The 14,114-nt window shown below is 60.1% G+C and carries 14 protein-coding genes; 3 read left to right on the top strand and 11 right to left on the bottom strand.

Features of this window, described 5'->3' with window-relative positions:
• Positions 1-95: 95 nt before the first annotated feature.
• From ubiB to ubiE, 3 genes are read right to left on the bottom strand one after another with little or no spacing between them, the layout of a single operon-like run.
• Positions 96-1,700: a ubiquinone biosynthesis regulatory protein kinase UbiB gene (gene ubiB / locus KHO07_RS27020; RefSeq protein ID WP_150735537.1), complete on the bottom strand. Its 1,605-nt coding sequence runs from the start codon at positions 1,698-1,700 to the stop codon at positions 96-98.
• The gene (locus KHO07_RS27015) at positions 1,697-2,320 is read right to left on the bottom strand and encodes an SCP2 domain-containing protein (RefSeq protein WP_212625997.1); all 624 of its coding nucleotides are present in this window, start codon (positions 2,318-2,320) and stop codon (positions 1,697-1,699) included. The genes ubiB and KHO07_RS27015 overlap by 4 nt, the downstream gene beginning before the upstream one ends.
• Positions 2,320-3,090 (bottom strand): bifunctional demethylmenaquinone methyltransferase/2-methoxy-6-polyprenyl-1,4-benzoquinol methylase UbiE, encoded by a 771-nt coding sequence (gene ubiE, locus KHO07_RS27010; RefSeq protein WP_212625996.1) that lies wholly within the window; start codon positions 3,088-3,090, stop codon positions 2,320-2,322. Before ubiE ends, KHO07_RS27015 begins: the two co-directional genes overlap by 1 nt.
• 155 nt (positions 3,091-3,245) lie before the next feature.
• Between ubiE and KHO07_RS27005 the strand changes: the two genes are divergently transcribed.
• The 3 genes from KHO07_RS27005 (at position 3,246) to KHO07_RS26995 (ending at position 5,069) form a co-directional block, all read left to right on the top strand.
• Positions 3,246-3,521 (top strand): polyhydroxyalkanoic acid system family protein, encoded by a 276-nt coding sequence (locus tag KHO07_RS27005; protein ID WP_212625995.1) that lies wholly within the window; start codon positions 3,246-3,248, stop codon positions 3,519-3,521.
• A 230-nt stretch (positions 3,522-3,751) separates the two neighbouring features.
• Entirely contained in the window at positions 3,752-4,174 is a 423-nt protein-coding gene (locus KHO07_RS27000; RefSeq protein ID WP_212625994.1) for a phasin family protein, read from the top strand.
• Between the two features lie 10 nt (positions 4,175-4,184).
• Positions 4,185-5,069 (top strand): phasin family protein, encoded by an 885-nt coding sequence (locus KHO07_RS26995; RefSeq protein ID WP_212625993.1) that lies wholly within the window; start codon positions 4,185-4,187, stop codon positions 5,067-5,069.
• 138 nt (positions 5,070-5,207) lie between these two features.
• Here the strand turns inward: KHO07_RS26995 and KHO07_RS26990 are convergent, their stop codons facing one another.
• The 8 genes from KHO07_RS26990 to KHO07_RS26955 all read right to left on the bottom strand — a co-directional run bounded on the left by KHO07_RS26990 (position 5,208) and on the right by KHO07_RS26955 (position 14,113).
• On the bottom strand, positions 5,208-5,828 hold the full coding sequence (locus KHO07_RS26990) for a TetR/AcrR family transcriptional regulator (RefSeq protein WP_075947222.1): 621 nt from the start codon (positions 5,826-5,828) through the stop codon (positions 5,208-5,210).
• Between the two features lie 60 nt (positions 5,829-5,888).
• Positions 5,889-7,571 (bottom strand): class II poly(R)-hydroxyalkanoic acid synthase, encoded by a 1,683-nt coding sequence (gene phaC / locus KHO07_RS26985; RefSeq protein WP_150735543.1) that lies wholly within the window; start codon positions 7,569-7,571, stop codon positions 5,889-5,891.
• 114 nt (positions 7,572-7,685) lie between these two features.
• The gene (gene phaZ / locus KHO07_RS26980; protein WP_212625992.1) at positions 7,686-8,540 is read right to left on the bottom strand and encodes a poly(3-hydroxyalkanoate) depolymerase; all 855 of its coding nucleotides are present in this window, start codon (positions 8,538-8,540) and stop codon (positions 7,686-7,688) included.
• 140 nt (positions 8,541-8,680) lie between these two features.
• Positions 8,681-10,363 carry a class II poly(R)-hydroxyalkanoic acid synthase gene (gene phaC, locus KHO07_RS26975; protein ID WP_150703404.1) on the bottom strand — a complete coding sequence of 561 codons (1,683 nt, stop codon included), beginning with the start codon at positions 10,361-10,363 and terminating at the stop codon, positions 8,681-8,683.
• A gap of 258 nt (positions 10,364-10,621) precedes the next feature.
• Positions 10,622-11,002: a DUF971 domain-containing protein gene (locus KHO07_RS26970; RefSeq protein ID WP_150735545.1), complete on the bottom strand. Its 381-nt coding sequence runs from the start codon at positions 11,000-11,002 to the stop codon at positions 10,622-10,624.
• Between the two features lie 205 nt (positions 11,003-11,207).
• Positions 11,208-12,545, bottom strand: a complete 1,338-nt coding sequence (gene hslU, locus KHO07_RS26965; RefSeq protein ID WP_150735546.1) for an HslU--HslV peptidase ATPase subunit — start codon at positions 12,543-12,545, stop codon at positions 11,208-11,210.
• A 55-nt stretch (positions 12,546-12,600) separates the two neighbouring features.
• Complete coding sequence (hslV, locus tag KHO07_RS26960; protein ID WP_007975582.1) at positions 12,601-13,131, bottom strand: ATP-dependent protease subunit HslV; 531 nt, start codon at positions 13,129-13,131, stop codon at positions 12,601-12,603.
• A 271-nt stretch (positions 13,132-13,402) separates the two neighbouring features.
• On the bottom strand, positions 13,403-14,113 hold the full coding sequence (locus tag KHO07_RS26955) for an SPOR domain-containing protein (protein WP_075947229.1): 711 nt from the start codon (positions 14,111-14,113) through the stop codon (positions 13,403-13,405).
• Position 14,114 lies beyond the last annotated feature (1 nt).

The raw sequence follows: 14,114 nt of genomic DNA, 5'->3' as shown, positions 1-14,114 counted from the left end.
CGTATTGTGCAACGCCTGGCTACCGGCGTGAATTAAACATGAGTGCTAACCACAGCGCTTGAAGCTTGCAGCTTATAACTTGCAGCAGATTGATGCTATCGACGAACGACCAGATACAAACCGACCGCCATCATGATCCCGGCCGGCCAGTAGGCCAGTTCGTTCAGGGGACCACCCGCGGCGAGGATGGCGCCACCGGCGAGATGCGCCGTGCCGAGCAGGCGCAGGAACCAGTCGTCGCGACGTCGGTGCCACGGTGGTGGCGGGTCGTAGGCGTGGGGTTGGGACATGCGTTCGAGCAGGTCGCGGGCCATGTTGGCCAGGTGCGGTAGCTGTTCGAACTGGCTCTGCACGTTGCCGATCAAGGCTTTGGGGCTGACCCTTTCGCGCATCCAGCGCTCCAGGAATGGCTGCGCGGTGTTCCACAAATCGAGGTCCGGGTACAGCTGACGGCCCAGGCCTTCAATGTTCAGCAGGGTTTTCTGCAACAGCACGAGCTGCGGCTGCACTTCCATGTTGAAGCGTCGAGCTGTCTGGAACAGGCGCATCAGCACTTGGCCAAATGAAATATCTTTTAACGGTTTTTCGAAGATCGGCTCGCAAACGGTTCGGATCGCCGCTTCGAATTCATTGAGTTTGGTTTCCGCCGGCACCCAACCCGAATCGATGTGCAACTGCGCCACGCGGCGGTAGTCACGCTTGAAGAAGGCGAACAGGTTGCGCGCCAGGTAATCCTGGTCTTCCGGCGTCAGGCTGCCGACGATGCCGCAGTCGATCGCGATGTATTGCGGGCTCCACGGGCTCACGGTGCTGACGAAAATGTTGCCCGGGTGCATGTCGGCGTGGAAGAAACTGTCGCGGAACACCTGGGTGAAGAAGATCTCCACGCCGCGTTCGGCGAGCATTTTCATGTCGGTGCGCTGGTCGGCCAGCGTCGCCAGATCGGTGACCTGAATGCCGTAGATGCGCTCCATCACCAACACTTTCGGGCGGCACCAGTCCCAATAGACTTGCGGCACGTACAGCAGCGGCGAACCTTCGAAATTGCGCTTCAACTGGCTGGCGTTGGCCGCCTCGCGCAGCAGGTCGAGTTCGTCGTAGATGGTTTTTTCGTAGTCCAGAACCACGTCCACCGGGTGCAACAGGCGGGCGTCGGCCGAGAGCTTTTCGGCGGCGCGGGCAAGGATGAACAACCATGCCAGGTCCTGGGCAATCACCGGTTTCAGGCCCGGGCGGATGACTTTGACCACGACTTCTTCACCGGTTTTCAGCTGCGCGGCGTGCACCTGCGCCACCGAGGCCGAGGCCAGCGGTTCGACGTCGAAGCGGCTGAACACTTCGCTGATTTTCTTGCCGAGCTGTTCTTCGATCAGCTTGACCGACACCTGCGAGTCGAACGGCGGCACGCGGTCTTGCAGCCTCATCAGTTCGTCAGCGATGTCCTCGGGCAGCAGGTCGCGGCGGGTGGACAGGATCTGTCCGAACTTGATGAAGATCGGCCCCAGGTCCTGCAAGGCCAGGCGCAGTCGTGCGCCACGGCTCAGGTCCAGGGTCTTGCGCGGGAACCAGCGCCACGGCAAGGCATAACGCAGCGCTCGCAAGAACCAGGGCAGCGGCAGGGCGAACAGCAGGTCATCGAGGCGGTAGCGGATCACGACGCGCTGGATGCGCAACAAACGGCGGACGGCAAGCAGCTTCATGCGTTATCGCTTGGGTCGAGGGATCGGGAAAGGCGCTCGAAACGCGCCTCGAGACGTTCCAGATCAAGTTTGATCCGGTCCAGTTCACTGAAACGGGCTTCGGCTTCGCGCTGCCCGACGAGGGTGCGCGATTCTTCGGCCAGGTACTCGCCCAGGTTCTGGCCCAGGCTGGCAAATCCTTGCTGATACCAGCGGGCGCGGCTGCGCAGGTGGCCGCCGACCAGTTGCGTGGCGACGGGGCCGAGCCAGCGCGAGAGTTCGTACTCCCAGTCCAGCTCCAGGTCCTGAAGAATCGTCGCCAGTTCCAGCAGTACGCCGCTGTCACCGTCGAGTTCGACTTCCGGGGCGTGCAGCACCGAGGTCTTGTCCTTGCTCATCGCCAGTTTCAACAGGCTTGAGGCCGGTGCACGCAAGGTGCAATCGGCGCCGGTTTCCCACTGGGACGCGAGCATCAGGCCTTCGTCGCTGGGCAGGATGAACAATTGCAGCGCCGGGCTGCGGCAATCGACGGCAATCACTTTGCCGGTCAAATGCGCGAGCCGCGGCAGCGCCGTGCTGTCGAGACGAAGCACCCGGTTCAGGCCGAGTTCAACGCTGGCGAGCAGGCCGGCGAGCAACATCAGGGCTTGATGCCGCGGTGCAGGGCGACGATGCCTGCGGTCATGTTGTGATAGGTCACGCGGTCGAAACCGGCCTCGACCATCATCGACTTCAGGGTTTCCTGATTCGGGTGCATGCGGATCGATTCGGCCAGGTAGCGATAGCTTTCCGAGTCGTTGGTGATCAGCTTGCCCATCAGCGGCATGAAGGCGAACGAGTAAGCGTCATAGGCCTTGGACATCAGCGCGTTGGTCGGCTTGGAGAACTCCAGCACCAGCAGGCGACCGCCAGGCTTGAGGACGCGCAACATGGAGCGCAGGGCGTCTTCCTTGTGCGTGACGTTGCGCAGGCCGAAGGCGATGGTCACGCAGTCGAAATGGCTGTCCGGGAACGGCAGCTTTTCCGCATCGGCCTGGACGAACTCGACGTTGCCCGCCACACCCAGGTCCAGCAGGCGGTCACGACCGACCTTGAGCATGGACTCGTTGATGTCGGCCAACACTACCTGGCCGGTCGGGCCGACGAGGTGCGAGAATTTTTTGGTCAAATCACCGGTGCCGCCGGCGATGTCGAGCACGCGGTTGCCGGTGCGAACGCCCGACAGTTCGATCGCGAAGCGCTTCCACAAACGGTGCATGCCGCCCGACAGAAGGTCGTTCATCAGGTCGTACTTGGCGGCTACCGAATGGAAAACCTCAGCGACTTTTTCCGCTTTCTGGCTTTCCGGAACGTTTTTGAAGCCGAAGTGTGTGGTGGGTTCGGCATCGTTGCCTTTGCGCTGATCAGTCATATCGCTGTCACCAAAAGAGAATGCGCGACATTCTAATCCCCAAGGGATGCTTTGTCTTGGCAAGGCTGAAGGTAAGATGGATCACCCTCGGGACGTTTTGCCGCAGCAGCGGTCAAGATTTACCGTACAAGCATTCACAAAACAGGAGTCATTCGATGGCCCGTATCAGTGTTGAACGTGCCCACGGCCTGGGTAAGGACGCGGCGCGCGCGAAGGCCGACAAGCTGGCGCAGAAACTCAACGAGCAATATGGCCTGGAGCCGCAGTGGTCGGGTGACACGCTGAACCTCAAGCGCTCGGGCGTGAAAGGCGCGGTGCATGTCAGTGACGATTTGATCAAGGTCGATGTGGAACTGGGCCTGATGATGTCGGCCATGAGCGGCATGATCAAAGCGGAAATCGAAAAGGCGCTGGATAAAGCGCTGGCATAACGCGCGCGATCTTGTAGGAGCAAGCTTGCTCGCGATGGCATCTATGCGGTGTAACTGAAACACCGAGGTGCCTGCATCGCGAGCAAGCTTGCTCCTACAGCAAGTGGCGACGCCACCACCTGTTTATGTCAGTTGTTAGGGTGCCGTTTCTAATTTTTCTCCCTACTTTGTGCCAGAGCCCGACACTTTTCCCGGGCAGTTCCTCAAACCTTCTGCGCGTGAGGTGGACCATGGCCAAAGTTATTTTGAAGAAAAAAATCGACGCATCGACCAGTGCTCTGGGCGACGTCAAATCCTATGCCCGCAAGGTCTGGCTGGCAGGCCTGGGTGCCTACGCCAAGGTGGGCCAAGAGGGCAGCGATTACTTTCAAGAGTTGGTGAAAGCTGGCCAAGCTGTTGAAAAGAAAGGCAAAAAAGTGTTCGCTGAGAAGCTCGAAGCGGCCAATGCCGAGATCGACGACGCCAAGAATGAAGTCACTACATTCAAGGGCAAGGTCGAAGTTCAACTCGACAAGGTCGAGAAGGCGTTCGACACGCGTGTCGCAAGTGCCTTGAATCGTATCGGCATTCCGTCTAAACATGACGTTGAGACACTCTCTGCTAAGCTCGATGAGCTGACGGCATTGCTCGAACGTGTCGCGCGTAAATCTTAAGGAGAACGGGATGGCTGTTAAAAAGAACACCGAAAAAGAAGGCAGCTCGTGGATCGGGAAGGTCGAAGACTACTCCCGGAAAATCTGGCTGGCTGGTTTAGGCGTGTACTCGAAGATCGACACTGACGGCAGCAAACTCTTCGATGCATTGGTTAAGGACGGCGAGAAAGCCGAGAAGCTCACCAAGAGCGCCGTTGGCAAAAAAGTCGACGCCGCCAAGGACTCCGCTTCTTCGGCCAAATCGCGCATCAGCGGCGTGAAAGACCGCGCACTGGGCAAGTGGGATGAGCTCGAAGGCGCTTTCGACAAGCGTCTGAACAGCGCCATTTCGCGTCTGGGCGTACCGAGCCGCAACGAAGTCAAGGCACTGCACAGCAAGGTCGATACCCTGACCAAGCAAATCGAAAAACTGACCGGTGCCAAGGTTGCGCCAGCGGCGGCGAAAACCGCAGCGGCCAAACCGGCGGCCAAAACCGCGGCTAAACCTCTGGTAAAAGCTGCAGCCAAACCTGCTGCCAAGCCAGCGGCCAAAACGGCTGCCGCTAAACCTGCAGCTGCCAAGCCAGCGGCCAAACCAGTCGCTGCCAAAGCGGCTGCCAAGCCGGCCGCCAAGGCAGCCGCCAAACCGGCAGCGAAGCCAGCCGCTAAACCGGCCGCAAAAACCGCCGCAGCTAAACCTGCAGCCAAGCCAGCGGCCAAACCGGCTGCTGCGAAGAAGCCAGCGGTGAAAAAGCCGGCGGCTCCAAAAGCTGCCGCCAAGCCAGCAGTGGCAGCGGCCAAACCGGCAACCCCGGCAGCCGCCCCGGTCAGCGCATCGAACTCCGCGACTGCACCGACCCCAGCTGTCACCCCGACTGTCGCGCCGGCTTCATCGACGCCAACCAGTCAGTCCTGATTCTTCAGGGCTCAAGAAAACGCCCGGCCTGCCAAGGTCGGGCGTTTTTTGTTGTGCGTCATTTTGAAAACACCACAAACCCAATGTGGGAGATTCTATGTTGCAGGCTCGCTCCCACAGGGATTGATGTGATCAGCGCTACTCGTGTACTTCCAGGTATTGAAGGGCCAGTTGTTCTGTCGCGGCCTTGATCGGCGGCAACAGGTGCGGCGCCACCAGCATCATGATCTGGTAAACCACCAATCGTACTTCTCCCTCTCGATCGAGAATCCGCTGATAGTCCAGCGAGAACAGCAGCGTCATGGTGATTTGTTCCACCAGTTGCCCCAGCGCTTGCGTTTCACTGACCAATAACCCCTGAGCCTGCAAGCGCGCCAGCAACGAGGCCAACGTGCGCTTGAGCGCATTGAGTAAATTGCGAATGCCCTTGGCCAGTTTCGGCAGGCGCCCGGCAAGGTTCGACAGGTCCTGGAACAGAAACCGGTAGTGGGCCAGGCGTTCGACGATCAGGTGCAGGAACAGCCAGTAATCCTCGGGAGCCAGTTCGACGTCCGCCGGTGGGTCGAGCAGCGGGGCCAGCTCGGCCTGAAAGCGTTCGAACAACCCGAGGATCAATGGCTCCTTGCCGTGGAAGTGGTAGTAGAGGTTGCCCGGGCTGATGCCCATTTCATTGGCAACTTCCATGGTGGAAACGTTCGGTTCACCCTTCTGATTGAACAACAGCAGGGCACATTCGAGGATGCGGTCGCGGGTTTTCATCCAGTCTTCTTAATGTTCGGGTCCTGCCACGGCCGACATCGACCGTGGTTCGTTTGAATGTCAGCGCACGCGCACGTAAGTACCGGGCGCCGCCTCCATCGGTGGATAGTTCTGGTTGCCGAGGGCCATGTGGGTTTCCTTTTGCGCCCCTGAGCGCTGCTGAATCCAGTCCAGCCATTGCGTCCACCAACTGCCATCGACACGCTTGGCGTCGTAGTACCAGGCCCGCGGGTCGCTGCTCAGTTTGCCGTTCTCGACGTAGTTGGCTTTCGGGTTGTTCGGCGGGTTGAGGATGCTCTGCACATGGCCGCTGTTGGAGAGCACGAAGCGGCGCTCGCCACCCAGCAATAATGTCGAGCGATACACCGCATCCCATGGCGTGATGTGGTCGTTGATCCCGGCAACGCTGAAACTGTCGACGGTGACCTTCTGCAGATCGATCGGCGTGCCGCACACTTCAAGGCCGCCCGGATGGCTCAACGGGTTGTGCTTGAAGAAGTCCAGCAAGTCGCCATGCAATGCGGCCGGCAGGCGCGTGTTGTCGTTGTTCCAATAGAGGATATCGAAGGCGGGCGGCTCTTTGCCCAGCAGGTAGTTGTTGACGAAGTAACTCCAGATCAAATCATTGGGTCGCATCCAGGCGAAGATCTTGGCCATGTCACGGCCATCAAGTACACCTTTCTGATAGGAGCGACGTTTGGCCGCTTCAAGCGTTTGTTCATCGGCGAACAGGGTCGCCGGGGAGTCCAGTTCGCTGTCGAGCAGGCTCACCAGATAGGTCGCGCTGGAGACGCGGCGCAATTGTCGCTTGGCTTGCAGGTGACCTTGCAGCGCGGCGATGGTCAGCCCGCCGGCGCAGGCGCCCATCAGGTTGACCTCGCGGGCGCCAGTGATCGTGCGGCAGACATTCATGGCTTCTTCGACCGCTTCAACGTAAGTCGACAGGCCCCATTCGCGATGGCGCACGTCCGGGTTGCGCCAACTGATCATGAAGGTTTGCAGGCCGTTCTTGAGCGCGAACTGGACGAAGCTGTTATGCGGGCTGAGATCGAAAATGTAGTACTTGTTGATTTGCGGCGGCACCACCAGCAACGGTTTGGAATATTGCTTTTCGCTCATCGGCTTGTACTGGATCAGCTCCAGCAGTTCATTGCGAAACACCACGGCGCCCGTGGTGGTGGCGACGGTCTTGCCGACCTCGAATGCCTGCTTGGTGACCTGCCGGGGCAAGCCGTCGTTGTGCAGCAAATCATCAACCAGATGGCTGATCCCGCGCACCAGGCTGTTGCCGCCGGAGTTGAAGATTTCCTTGATCGCCAGCGGGTTGAGCAGGCTGTTGGACGGCGACACGGCATCGTTGAGCAGGGCAAAGGCAAAGTGCGCGCGGGCGCGATCATCCGGGCTCATGTTGCTTTCGTCGATCCAGCTTTTGACCTCTTTCTGCCAGGTCAGGTAGGCCTGCAGGCTGCGACGATAAAACGGATTGAGGCTCCAGGCCGGGTCGGCGAAACGATTGTCCTGGGGGTTGGTCGGGTGCAAGGTGTCGCCCAGCAACACGCGGCCCAATTGCCCACCCAGTTTCAAGGCGTGCCGAGCGGTGTGCAGCGGGTTGCGCAAGCCATGGGCAGCAACGCTGCGCAGGGTCGAAATCAGATCCCGGCCGCGCAGGCCGGTAATCGCACTCTGTGCGTTGATGAACGCGGCGGGAGTGGGCAACGAATCCCTGGCTGGTTTGTCACGCATCAGTCAACACTCCTTCGTCTTCAGGCCAAAAACAAACACACCGAACCAGAACACCATAGACGCTGTAACGGGTTGTTGCGCGGCGCGGCGTCCTGCCGACCGACAATGGGCGGTTTAGCCGCCCAATGGCGCCGGATGCGGATGCATCACTGCACGCTGACGTTCTTCCTCGAGAAATTTCATGATGATCGGCGCCACCGCCTCAGCCCGGGTAATCAGGAACAGATGGCCGTCATCGATGATGTGCAACTGGGCGTTGGGAATGCGCCAGGCCAGCAAGCGCATGTTGACCAGCGGGATCAGCGGATCATCATCACCCGCCAGCACCAGGGTCGGCTGGTTGATCTTGTGCAGCCAGTGAATGCTGGTCCAGCCAAGACCGGCGAACAGCTGCCAGTAGTAGCCGAGCTTGCCCGCCGAACGCACTTTCGCGGCATGGCTGGCGGCCAGCGTCGGGTCGCGACGGAACGAGCCGCCGTAAATCATCGGGGCGATGCGGATCACGTGTGACGGCTGGATATAGCGTCGTGGGCTGGCCATCATCCACAACACTTTCGGTTTGCCCGGCACCATCACCGCGCCAGCCGCCGTGGCCGCCAGCACCAGCTTCTTGCAACGCTCCGGATAGTCGTAAGCAAATTGCTGCGCAAGGGCGCCGCCCCACGACACGCCGATCACGTTGACCTGTCCGTAGTCGAGATAATCGAGCATCCGCGCCGTGAGTCTGGCCAGGCCCGGAAAACGATAAGGCCGGTTCGGCGTCGATGAACCACCGACACCGGGAACGTCGAAAGCAATGACTTCCAGGTCCGGATCCAGCGCCGCGACGAACGGAAACACCAGCTCAAGGTTGGCGCCGATGCCATTGAAAATCAGCAGGGGCGTCAAGTGAGGCTTGCCGGGACGTACTGCCGTGCGGAGGGTCTGGCCATCCAGGTCGACGGTACGGAATATGAACGGTTGCGGCATGCTCTAGCCCTGTGGGTGGATCCTGGTTCCTGACACACATCCTGTAGGAGCCGGCTTGCTGGCGATGCGACCACTGCGGTCTGCCAGTTTCACCGGGGTGATGCATTCGCCAGCAAGCCGGCTCCTAAAGGTCTGTGGGTCTAGCGTTCGTGTACATACGTGCCCGGTGCCGCTTCACCCGCCGGGTAAGCCTTGTTGCCCAGTTTCGCCGGGGCCTTCTTCATTTCACCGGAACGCTGGGCCTGCCAGGCCTGCCAATGCAGCCACCAGGAATCGGTGTGCTTGGTGGAGTTCTCTTGCCACTCCTCGGCACTGGTGGCCATTTTTTCTGTGCTGGTCATGTAGCGCGATTTCGGGTTGCCCGGCGGGTTCAGGATGCTCTGGATATGCCCGCTGCTGGACAGCACGAACTCAACATTGCCACCGAACAGCTGTGCGGACTTGTAGCAAGACTTCCACGGCGTGATGTGGTCATTGGTGCCGGCCAGGGAAAAGATATCGGCGGTGACCTGCTTGAGGTCAATCGGCGTGCCGCACACTTCCAGTGCATTGGAGCGGATCAATGGATTGTTTTTGAACATCTCGATCAGGTCGCCGTGGAACGCTGCCGGCAACCGCGTGGTGTCGTTGTTCCAGAACAGGATGTCGAACACCGGCGGCTCGTTGCCCAGCAGGTAGTTGTTGACCCAGTAGTTCCAGATCAGGTCGTTGGGGCGCATCCAGGCGAAGACTTTCGCCATGTCGCGGCCTTCCAGTACGCCGGCCTGATACGAATGGCGCTTGGCGGTCTCGAGGGTCTGCTCGTCGACGAACAGGGCCACGTCGCTGTCCAGGGTCGTGTCGAGCACGCTGACCAGCAGGGTCAGGGCGTTGACCTTGTTCTCGCCGATCGCGGCGTAGTGGCCCAGCAACGCGGTGCAGGTGATGCCGCCGGAGCAGGCGCCGAGCATGTTCACGTCTTTGCTACCGGTGATGGCGGTGACCACGTCGACCGCTTCCTTGAGCGCCTCGATGTAGGTCGACAGGCCCCACTCGCGCTGCTCCTTGGTCGGGTTGCGCCAGCTGACGATGAAGGTCTGCACATTGTTGCGCAGGCAGAACCGCGCCAGGCTCTTGTCCGGGCTCAGGTCGAAAACATAGAACTTGTTGATCTGCGGCGGCACCACCAGCAATGGACGCTCGTGGACTTGTTCGGTGATCGGCTTGTACTGGATCAGCTCCAGCACATCATTGCGGAACACCACCGCACCTTCGGTCACGCCAAGGCTTTTGCCGACCTCGAACGCGCCCATGTTGACCTGGCTCGGCATGCCGCCGTTGTGCACCATGTCCTTGGCCAGATGCGAGAGACCGTCGAGCAGGCTTTTGCCGCCGGTCTCGAAAAAGCGTTTGACCGCTGCAGGGTTGGCCGCCGTGTTGGTCGGGGCAAACGCTTCGGTCATCAGGTTGATCACGAAGTGCCCGCGAGCGACGTCCTTGGGCGCGAGGTTGCTGTCGTCGATCCAGTCGTGGAGTTCCTTGCGCCACGCCAGGTAGGTTTGCAGATAACGTTTATAGAGCGGGTTCTGGCTCCAGGCCGGATCCGCGAAGCGACGGTCATCGCTGGTCGGTTGCAGCTCGGATTTACCGAACAGCACGTTCTTGAGTTCAAGGCCGAAATGCGCAACATGCTTGGCGCTGTGCACCGGTTGCTTGATGGCCTGCCTGAGCACCATTCGAGCAGAAGCCAGTAGATCCTTTCCACGCAGCCCAACGACAGGATTCAGTCCCAAGGTATTTTCCGAGGCCTGATACTTCAAGTCATCGTTATTCTTGTTACTCATCTACGACGCTCCATTGTCCTGAGACGAGTACCGGGGCCTGCTGTGTAGTCACACAGCCAATGCCAGGTACTACTGCTCGGGTGACCGTTAATACTGCATCACTGCTTTTTGTTCGCAGAGAGCACTGCAGGGAACTTGCCAGCTCCATTGGTTACCCGAGTTTAATTTTTTTCGCAAGCAGGCCAATCGCCGACCCTGAAGCGGAGCATTCAAACAGATGAAATTAGAAAATGCCCTCTAAAGAGCAAGAGGCTCAGGCTAGAGCATCAGCTTGACGACAGACTCGCTGGGGTCGCGGGTTTTTCCGGCCGCTTTTAGTTCGGCAAGATAATCCTCCCAGAGTGCGTCATGGCGTCGCCCCAGCTCGTACAGGTATTCCCAAGTGAACAGGCCGCTGTCGTGGCCGTCGTCGAAGGTCAGTTTCAGTGCGTACTGACCGGCCGGTTCTACCTTGCTCAGGCCTACGTTGATCTTGCCAAATTGCAGGATAGGTTTGCCGTGGCCCTGGACCTCGGCGGAAGGAGAGTGCACGCGCAAGAATTCGGCGGGCAGGGTGTATTCCTCGCCGGACGCATATTTGAGCGTCAGGGTTTTCGAGGCTTTGTGCAGTTTGATGTCGGTGGGGAGTTGGGTCGTCATGGGGCCGGTCTTCCGTCTGATGGAGGCCCTGTGTCGGCGGGTGATCCTGTAGCGAGGGAGCTTGCTCCCGCTCGGCTGCTCGGCAGTCGTAAAACCGGAGAATGCGATCTGTCTGATGAACCGCATTCGCCGTTTTCGGGGCCGCTTCGCGACCCAGCGGGAGCAAGCTCCCTCGCCACAGAAGCCCGCTCACACAGAATGTGACCTACAGGATATAACGGGACAGGTCTTCGTTCTGCGCCAATTCACCGAGGTGGCTGTTGACGTAGTCGGCGTCGATCTGGATGACCTTGCCGTCATGGCTGCTGGCCAGGTCGCCGGCACTGAACGACACCTCTTCCAGCAGACGCTCGAGCAGGGTGTGCAGGCGACGGGCACCGATATTCTCGGTTTTCTCGTTGACCTGCCAGGCGATCTCGGCGATGCGCTTGATGCCGCTCGGCTGGAACTCGATGCCCAGGCCTTCGGTTTTCAGCAGTGCGCAGTATTGCTCGGTGAGCGATGCGTGCGGTTCGCTGAGGATGCGTTCGAAATCTTCAGGCGACAGCGCCTTGAGCTCGACACGAATCGGCAGACGACCTTGCAGCTCGGGCACCAGATCGCTCGGCTTGCTCAGGTGGAAGGCACCCGAAGCAATGAACAGGATGTGATCGGTCTTGACCATGCCCAGTTTGGTGTTGACGGTGCAGCCTTCGATCAGCGGCAGCAGGTCGCGTTGCACGCCTTCGCGGGAGACGTCGACGCCACCGGAATTGCCGCGCTTGGCGACCTTGTCGATTTCGTCGATGAACACGATGCCGTGCTGCTCGACGGCTTCCAGGGCCTTGGCCTTCAACTCTTCATCGTTGACCAGGCGGCCGGCTTCTTCGTCGCGTACCAGTTTAAGCGCTTCTTTGACCTTGAGCTTGCGAGCCTTCTTTTTGCCCTTGCCCATATTGGCGAACAGGCTTTGCAGCTGGTTGGTCATTTCTTCCATGCCTGGAGGCGCGGAGATATCGACGCCGGCCATTTCGGCCACTTCGATTTCGATCTCCTTGTCATCCAGCTGACCTTCACGCAGGCGCTTGCGGAACAGCTGACGGGTGTTGGAATCGGCCGTCGGGGCGTCGTCGTTGCTGAACCCCATGCGCGGCGGCGGCAGCAGCGCATCGAGAATGCGCTCTTCGGCGGCGTCTTCGGCGCGATGGCGGACCTTGACGATTTCCTGTTCACGCAGGAGTTTGATGGCGGCATCGGCGAGGTCGCGAATGATCGATTCGACATCGCGGCCAACGTAGCCGACTTCGGTGAACTTGGTCGCTTCGACCTTGATGAACGGCGCGTTGGCCAGCTTGGCCAGGCGACGGGCGATCTCGGTTTTACCGACACCGGTCGGGCCGATCATCAGGATGTTCTTCGGCGTTACTTCAACGCGCAGCTCTTCAGGCAGCTGCATCCGGCGCCAGCGATTGCGCAGGGCAATGGCGACGGCGCGCTTGGCATCGTCCTGGCCGATGATATGGCGATTGAGTTCGTGGACGATTTCACGGGGAGTCATGGACATAGTATTTAGCGGACCTCAAGCAAGAATGAGCCGTGGCGCGATGGCCTGCACGGGCTTACTCGGCGCAGTCCTGCTCCTCAATGGTCTGGGTGTGGTTGGTGAATACACAGATGTCGCCGGCGATGCCGAGGGCGGTTTCGACGATTTCACGGGCCGACAGATCGGTTTTTTTCAGCAGCGCGCTGGCGGCGGCTTGAGCGTAGGCGCCGCCGGAACCCATGGCGATCAGGCCGTCTTCGGGTTCAACTACGTCACCGTTGCCGGTGATGATCAGGGAAGCATCTTTGTTGGCGACGGCAAGCATGGCTTCGAGGCGGCTCAGGGAGCGGTCGGTGCGCCATTCTTTGGCGAGTTCGACAGCGGCGCGAACCAGGTGGCCCTGGTGTTTTTCCAGCTGGCCTTCGAAGCGTTCGAAGAGAGTAAAGGCGTCAGCGGTGGCACCGGCAAAACCGGCGATGACCTGGCCGTGGTACAGGCGACGAACTTTTTTCGCGTTGCCTTTCATCACGGTATTGCCAAGCGAAACCTGGCCGTCGCCGCCCATGACGACTTTGCCGTGGCGGCGAACTGAAACGATGGTGGTCAAGGGAAGAGTCTCCACGCAGCGGGGCGAAAATGCCTTATGCCCATTCATATGGGGGTGGTGGAGTGGATTTCAACTGTGGGGCGCGAGAGGGGACGGGCGGTGCGCAACGATGATGCTCGACGCCGAAACAATTGTGGCGAGGGAGCTTGCTCCCGCTTGGCTGCAAAGCAGCCACAATCCCAGTCTGATCGGTCTGTCTGATGGACCGCAGTTACAGGTTTTGGGAGTGCTGCGCACTCCAGCGGGAGCAAGCTCCCTCGCCACAGGGCGGTCAGCGGCTCTGGCGTTGTTGTAACAACAGGTTGCTGAAGCCGGCGCCGGCCAGCTGTTTCTGTGCGGTGGTCAGTTGCTCGCGGTTGCTGAACGGGCCGACTAGAACGCGGTACCAGGTTTCGTCCTTGACCGTGCCGGACTCAACCGCCACCGCCTGGCCGAGCAGGATGATCTGCGCGCGAACCTTGTCGGCATCAGTCTCCTTGCGGAACGAACCGGCCTGGAGGAAGAACTTGGTCACCGGCGCGGCCTTGGTCACGGGCGGCGCTGGCGGCGGCGTAATGCCGGCCAGGGCTGCCTGGGCGCGGGCGGTATCGATTTTCGCCGCTTCGGCCGGGGTCACCGGCGTGGTCGGAATGGCCGGCACTTGTGGCGTCGGCAGGGTTTTCTCCGGCACGGCATCCGGTGGCACGATGACTTCCGATTCCGGCAGCAAGGTATAGAAGTCGTACTTCGGCTTCACCGGTTGCGTCGGGCTCGGCGGGGTCTTGTTGGCTTCGGCGATTTTGCTGGCTTTCTGTTGCTGCTCGACCTTCTCGCGCTTGACTGTGTCGCTGCCCTTGCCCGGCTCCAGTTTCATCAGAAACACGAGGAACGCTCCGACCGTCAGGCCGATGGCCATCCACAACCAACCCGGGATCGGTTGCTTCGCTGGAGCTTGATAACGGCTGGCGCCACGCTTGGGTGCAGGTTTTTTCTTGGCAGCCAAC

Source organism: Pseudomonas sp. PP3, assembly GCF_905336995.1.
Taxonomy (GTDB): domain Bacteria; phylum Pseudomonadota; class Gammaproteobacteria; order Pseudomonadales; family Pseudomonadaceae; genus Aquipseudomonas; species Aquipseudomonas reinekei.
Note: the sequence above shows the minus strand (reverse complement) of the source record. Positions and strands in the feature narration are given on the sequence as shown.

Bases quoted from the DNA above. Each gene is read 5' to 3' on its own strand.
- phaC (WP_150703404.1), bottom strand. From the start codon at position 10,363: ATGAGTAACAAGAATAACGATGACTTGAAGTATCAGGCCTCGGAAAAT.
- phaC (WP_150735543.1), bottom strand. From the start codon at position 7,571: ATGCGTGACAAACCAGCCAGGGATTCGTTGCCCACTCCCGCCGCGTTC.
- KHO07_RS27000 (WP_212625994.1), top strand. From the start codon at position 3,752: ATGGCCAAAGTTATTTTGAAGAAAAAAATCGACGCATCGACCAGTGCT.
- KHO07_RS26995 (WP_212625993.1), top strand. From the start codon at position 4,185: ATGGCTGTTAAAAAGAACACCGAAAAAGAAGGCAGCTCGTGGATCGGG.
- ubiE (WP_212625996.1), bottom strand. From the start codon at position 3,090: ATGACTGATCAGCGCAAAGGCAACGATGCCGAACCCACCACACACTTC.
- KHO07_RS26970 (WP_150735545.1), bottom strand. From the start codon at position 11,002: ATGACGACCCAACTCCCCACCGACATCAAACTGCACAAAGCCTCGAAA.
- ubiB (WP_150735537.1), bottom strand. From the start codon at position 1,700: ATGAAGCTGCTTGCCGTCCGCCGTTTGTTGCGCATCCAGCGCGTCGTG.
- KHO07_RS26990 (WP_075947222.1), bottom strand. From the start codon at position 5,828: ATGAAAACCCGCGACCGCATCCTCGAATGTGCCCTGCTGTTGTTCAAT.
- KHO07_RS27015 (WP_212625997.1), bottom strand. From the start codon at position 2,320: ATGTTGCTCGCCGGCCTGCTCGCCAGCGTTGAACTCGGCCTGAACCGG.
- hslU (WP_150735546.1), bottom strand. From the start codon at position 12,545: ATGTCCATGACTCCCCGTGAAATCGTCCACGAACTCAATCGCCATATC.
- phaZ (WP_212625992.1), bottom strand. From the start codon at position 8,540: ATGCCGCAACCGTTCATATTCCGTACCGTCGACCTGGATGGCCAGACC.
- KHO07_RS27005 (WP_212625995.1), top strand. From the start codon at position 3,246: ATGGCCCGTATCAGTGTTGAACGTGCCCACGGCCTGGGTAAGGACGCG.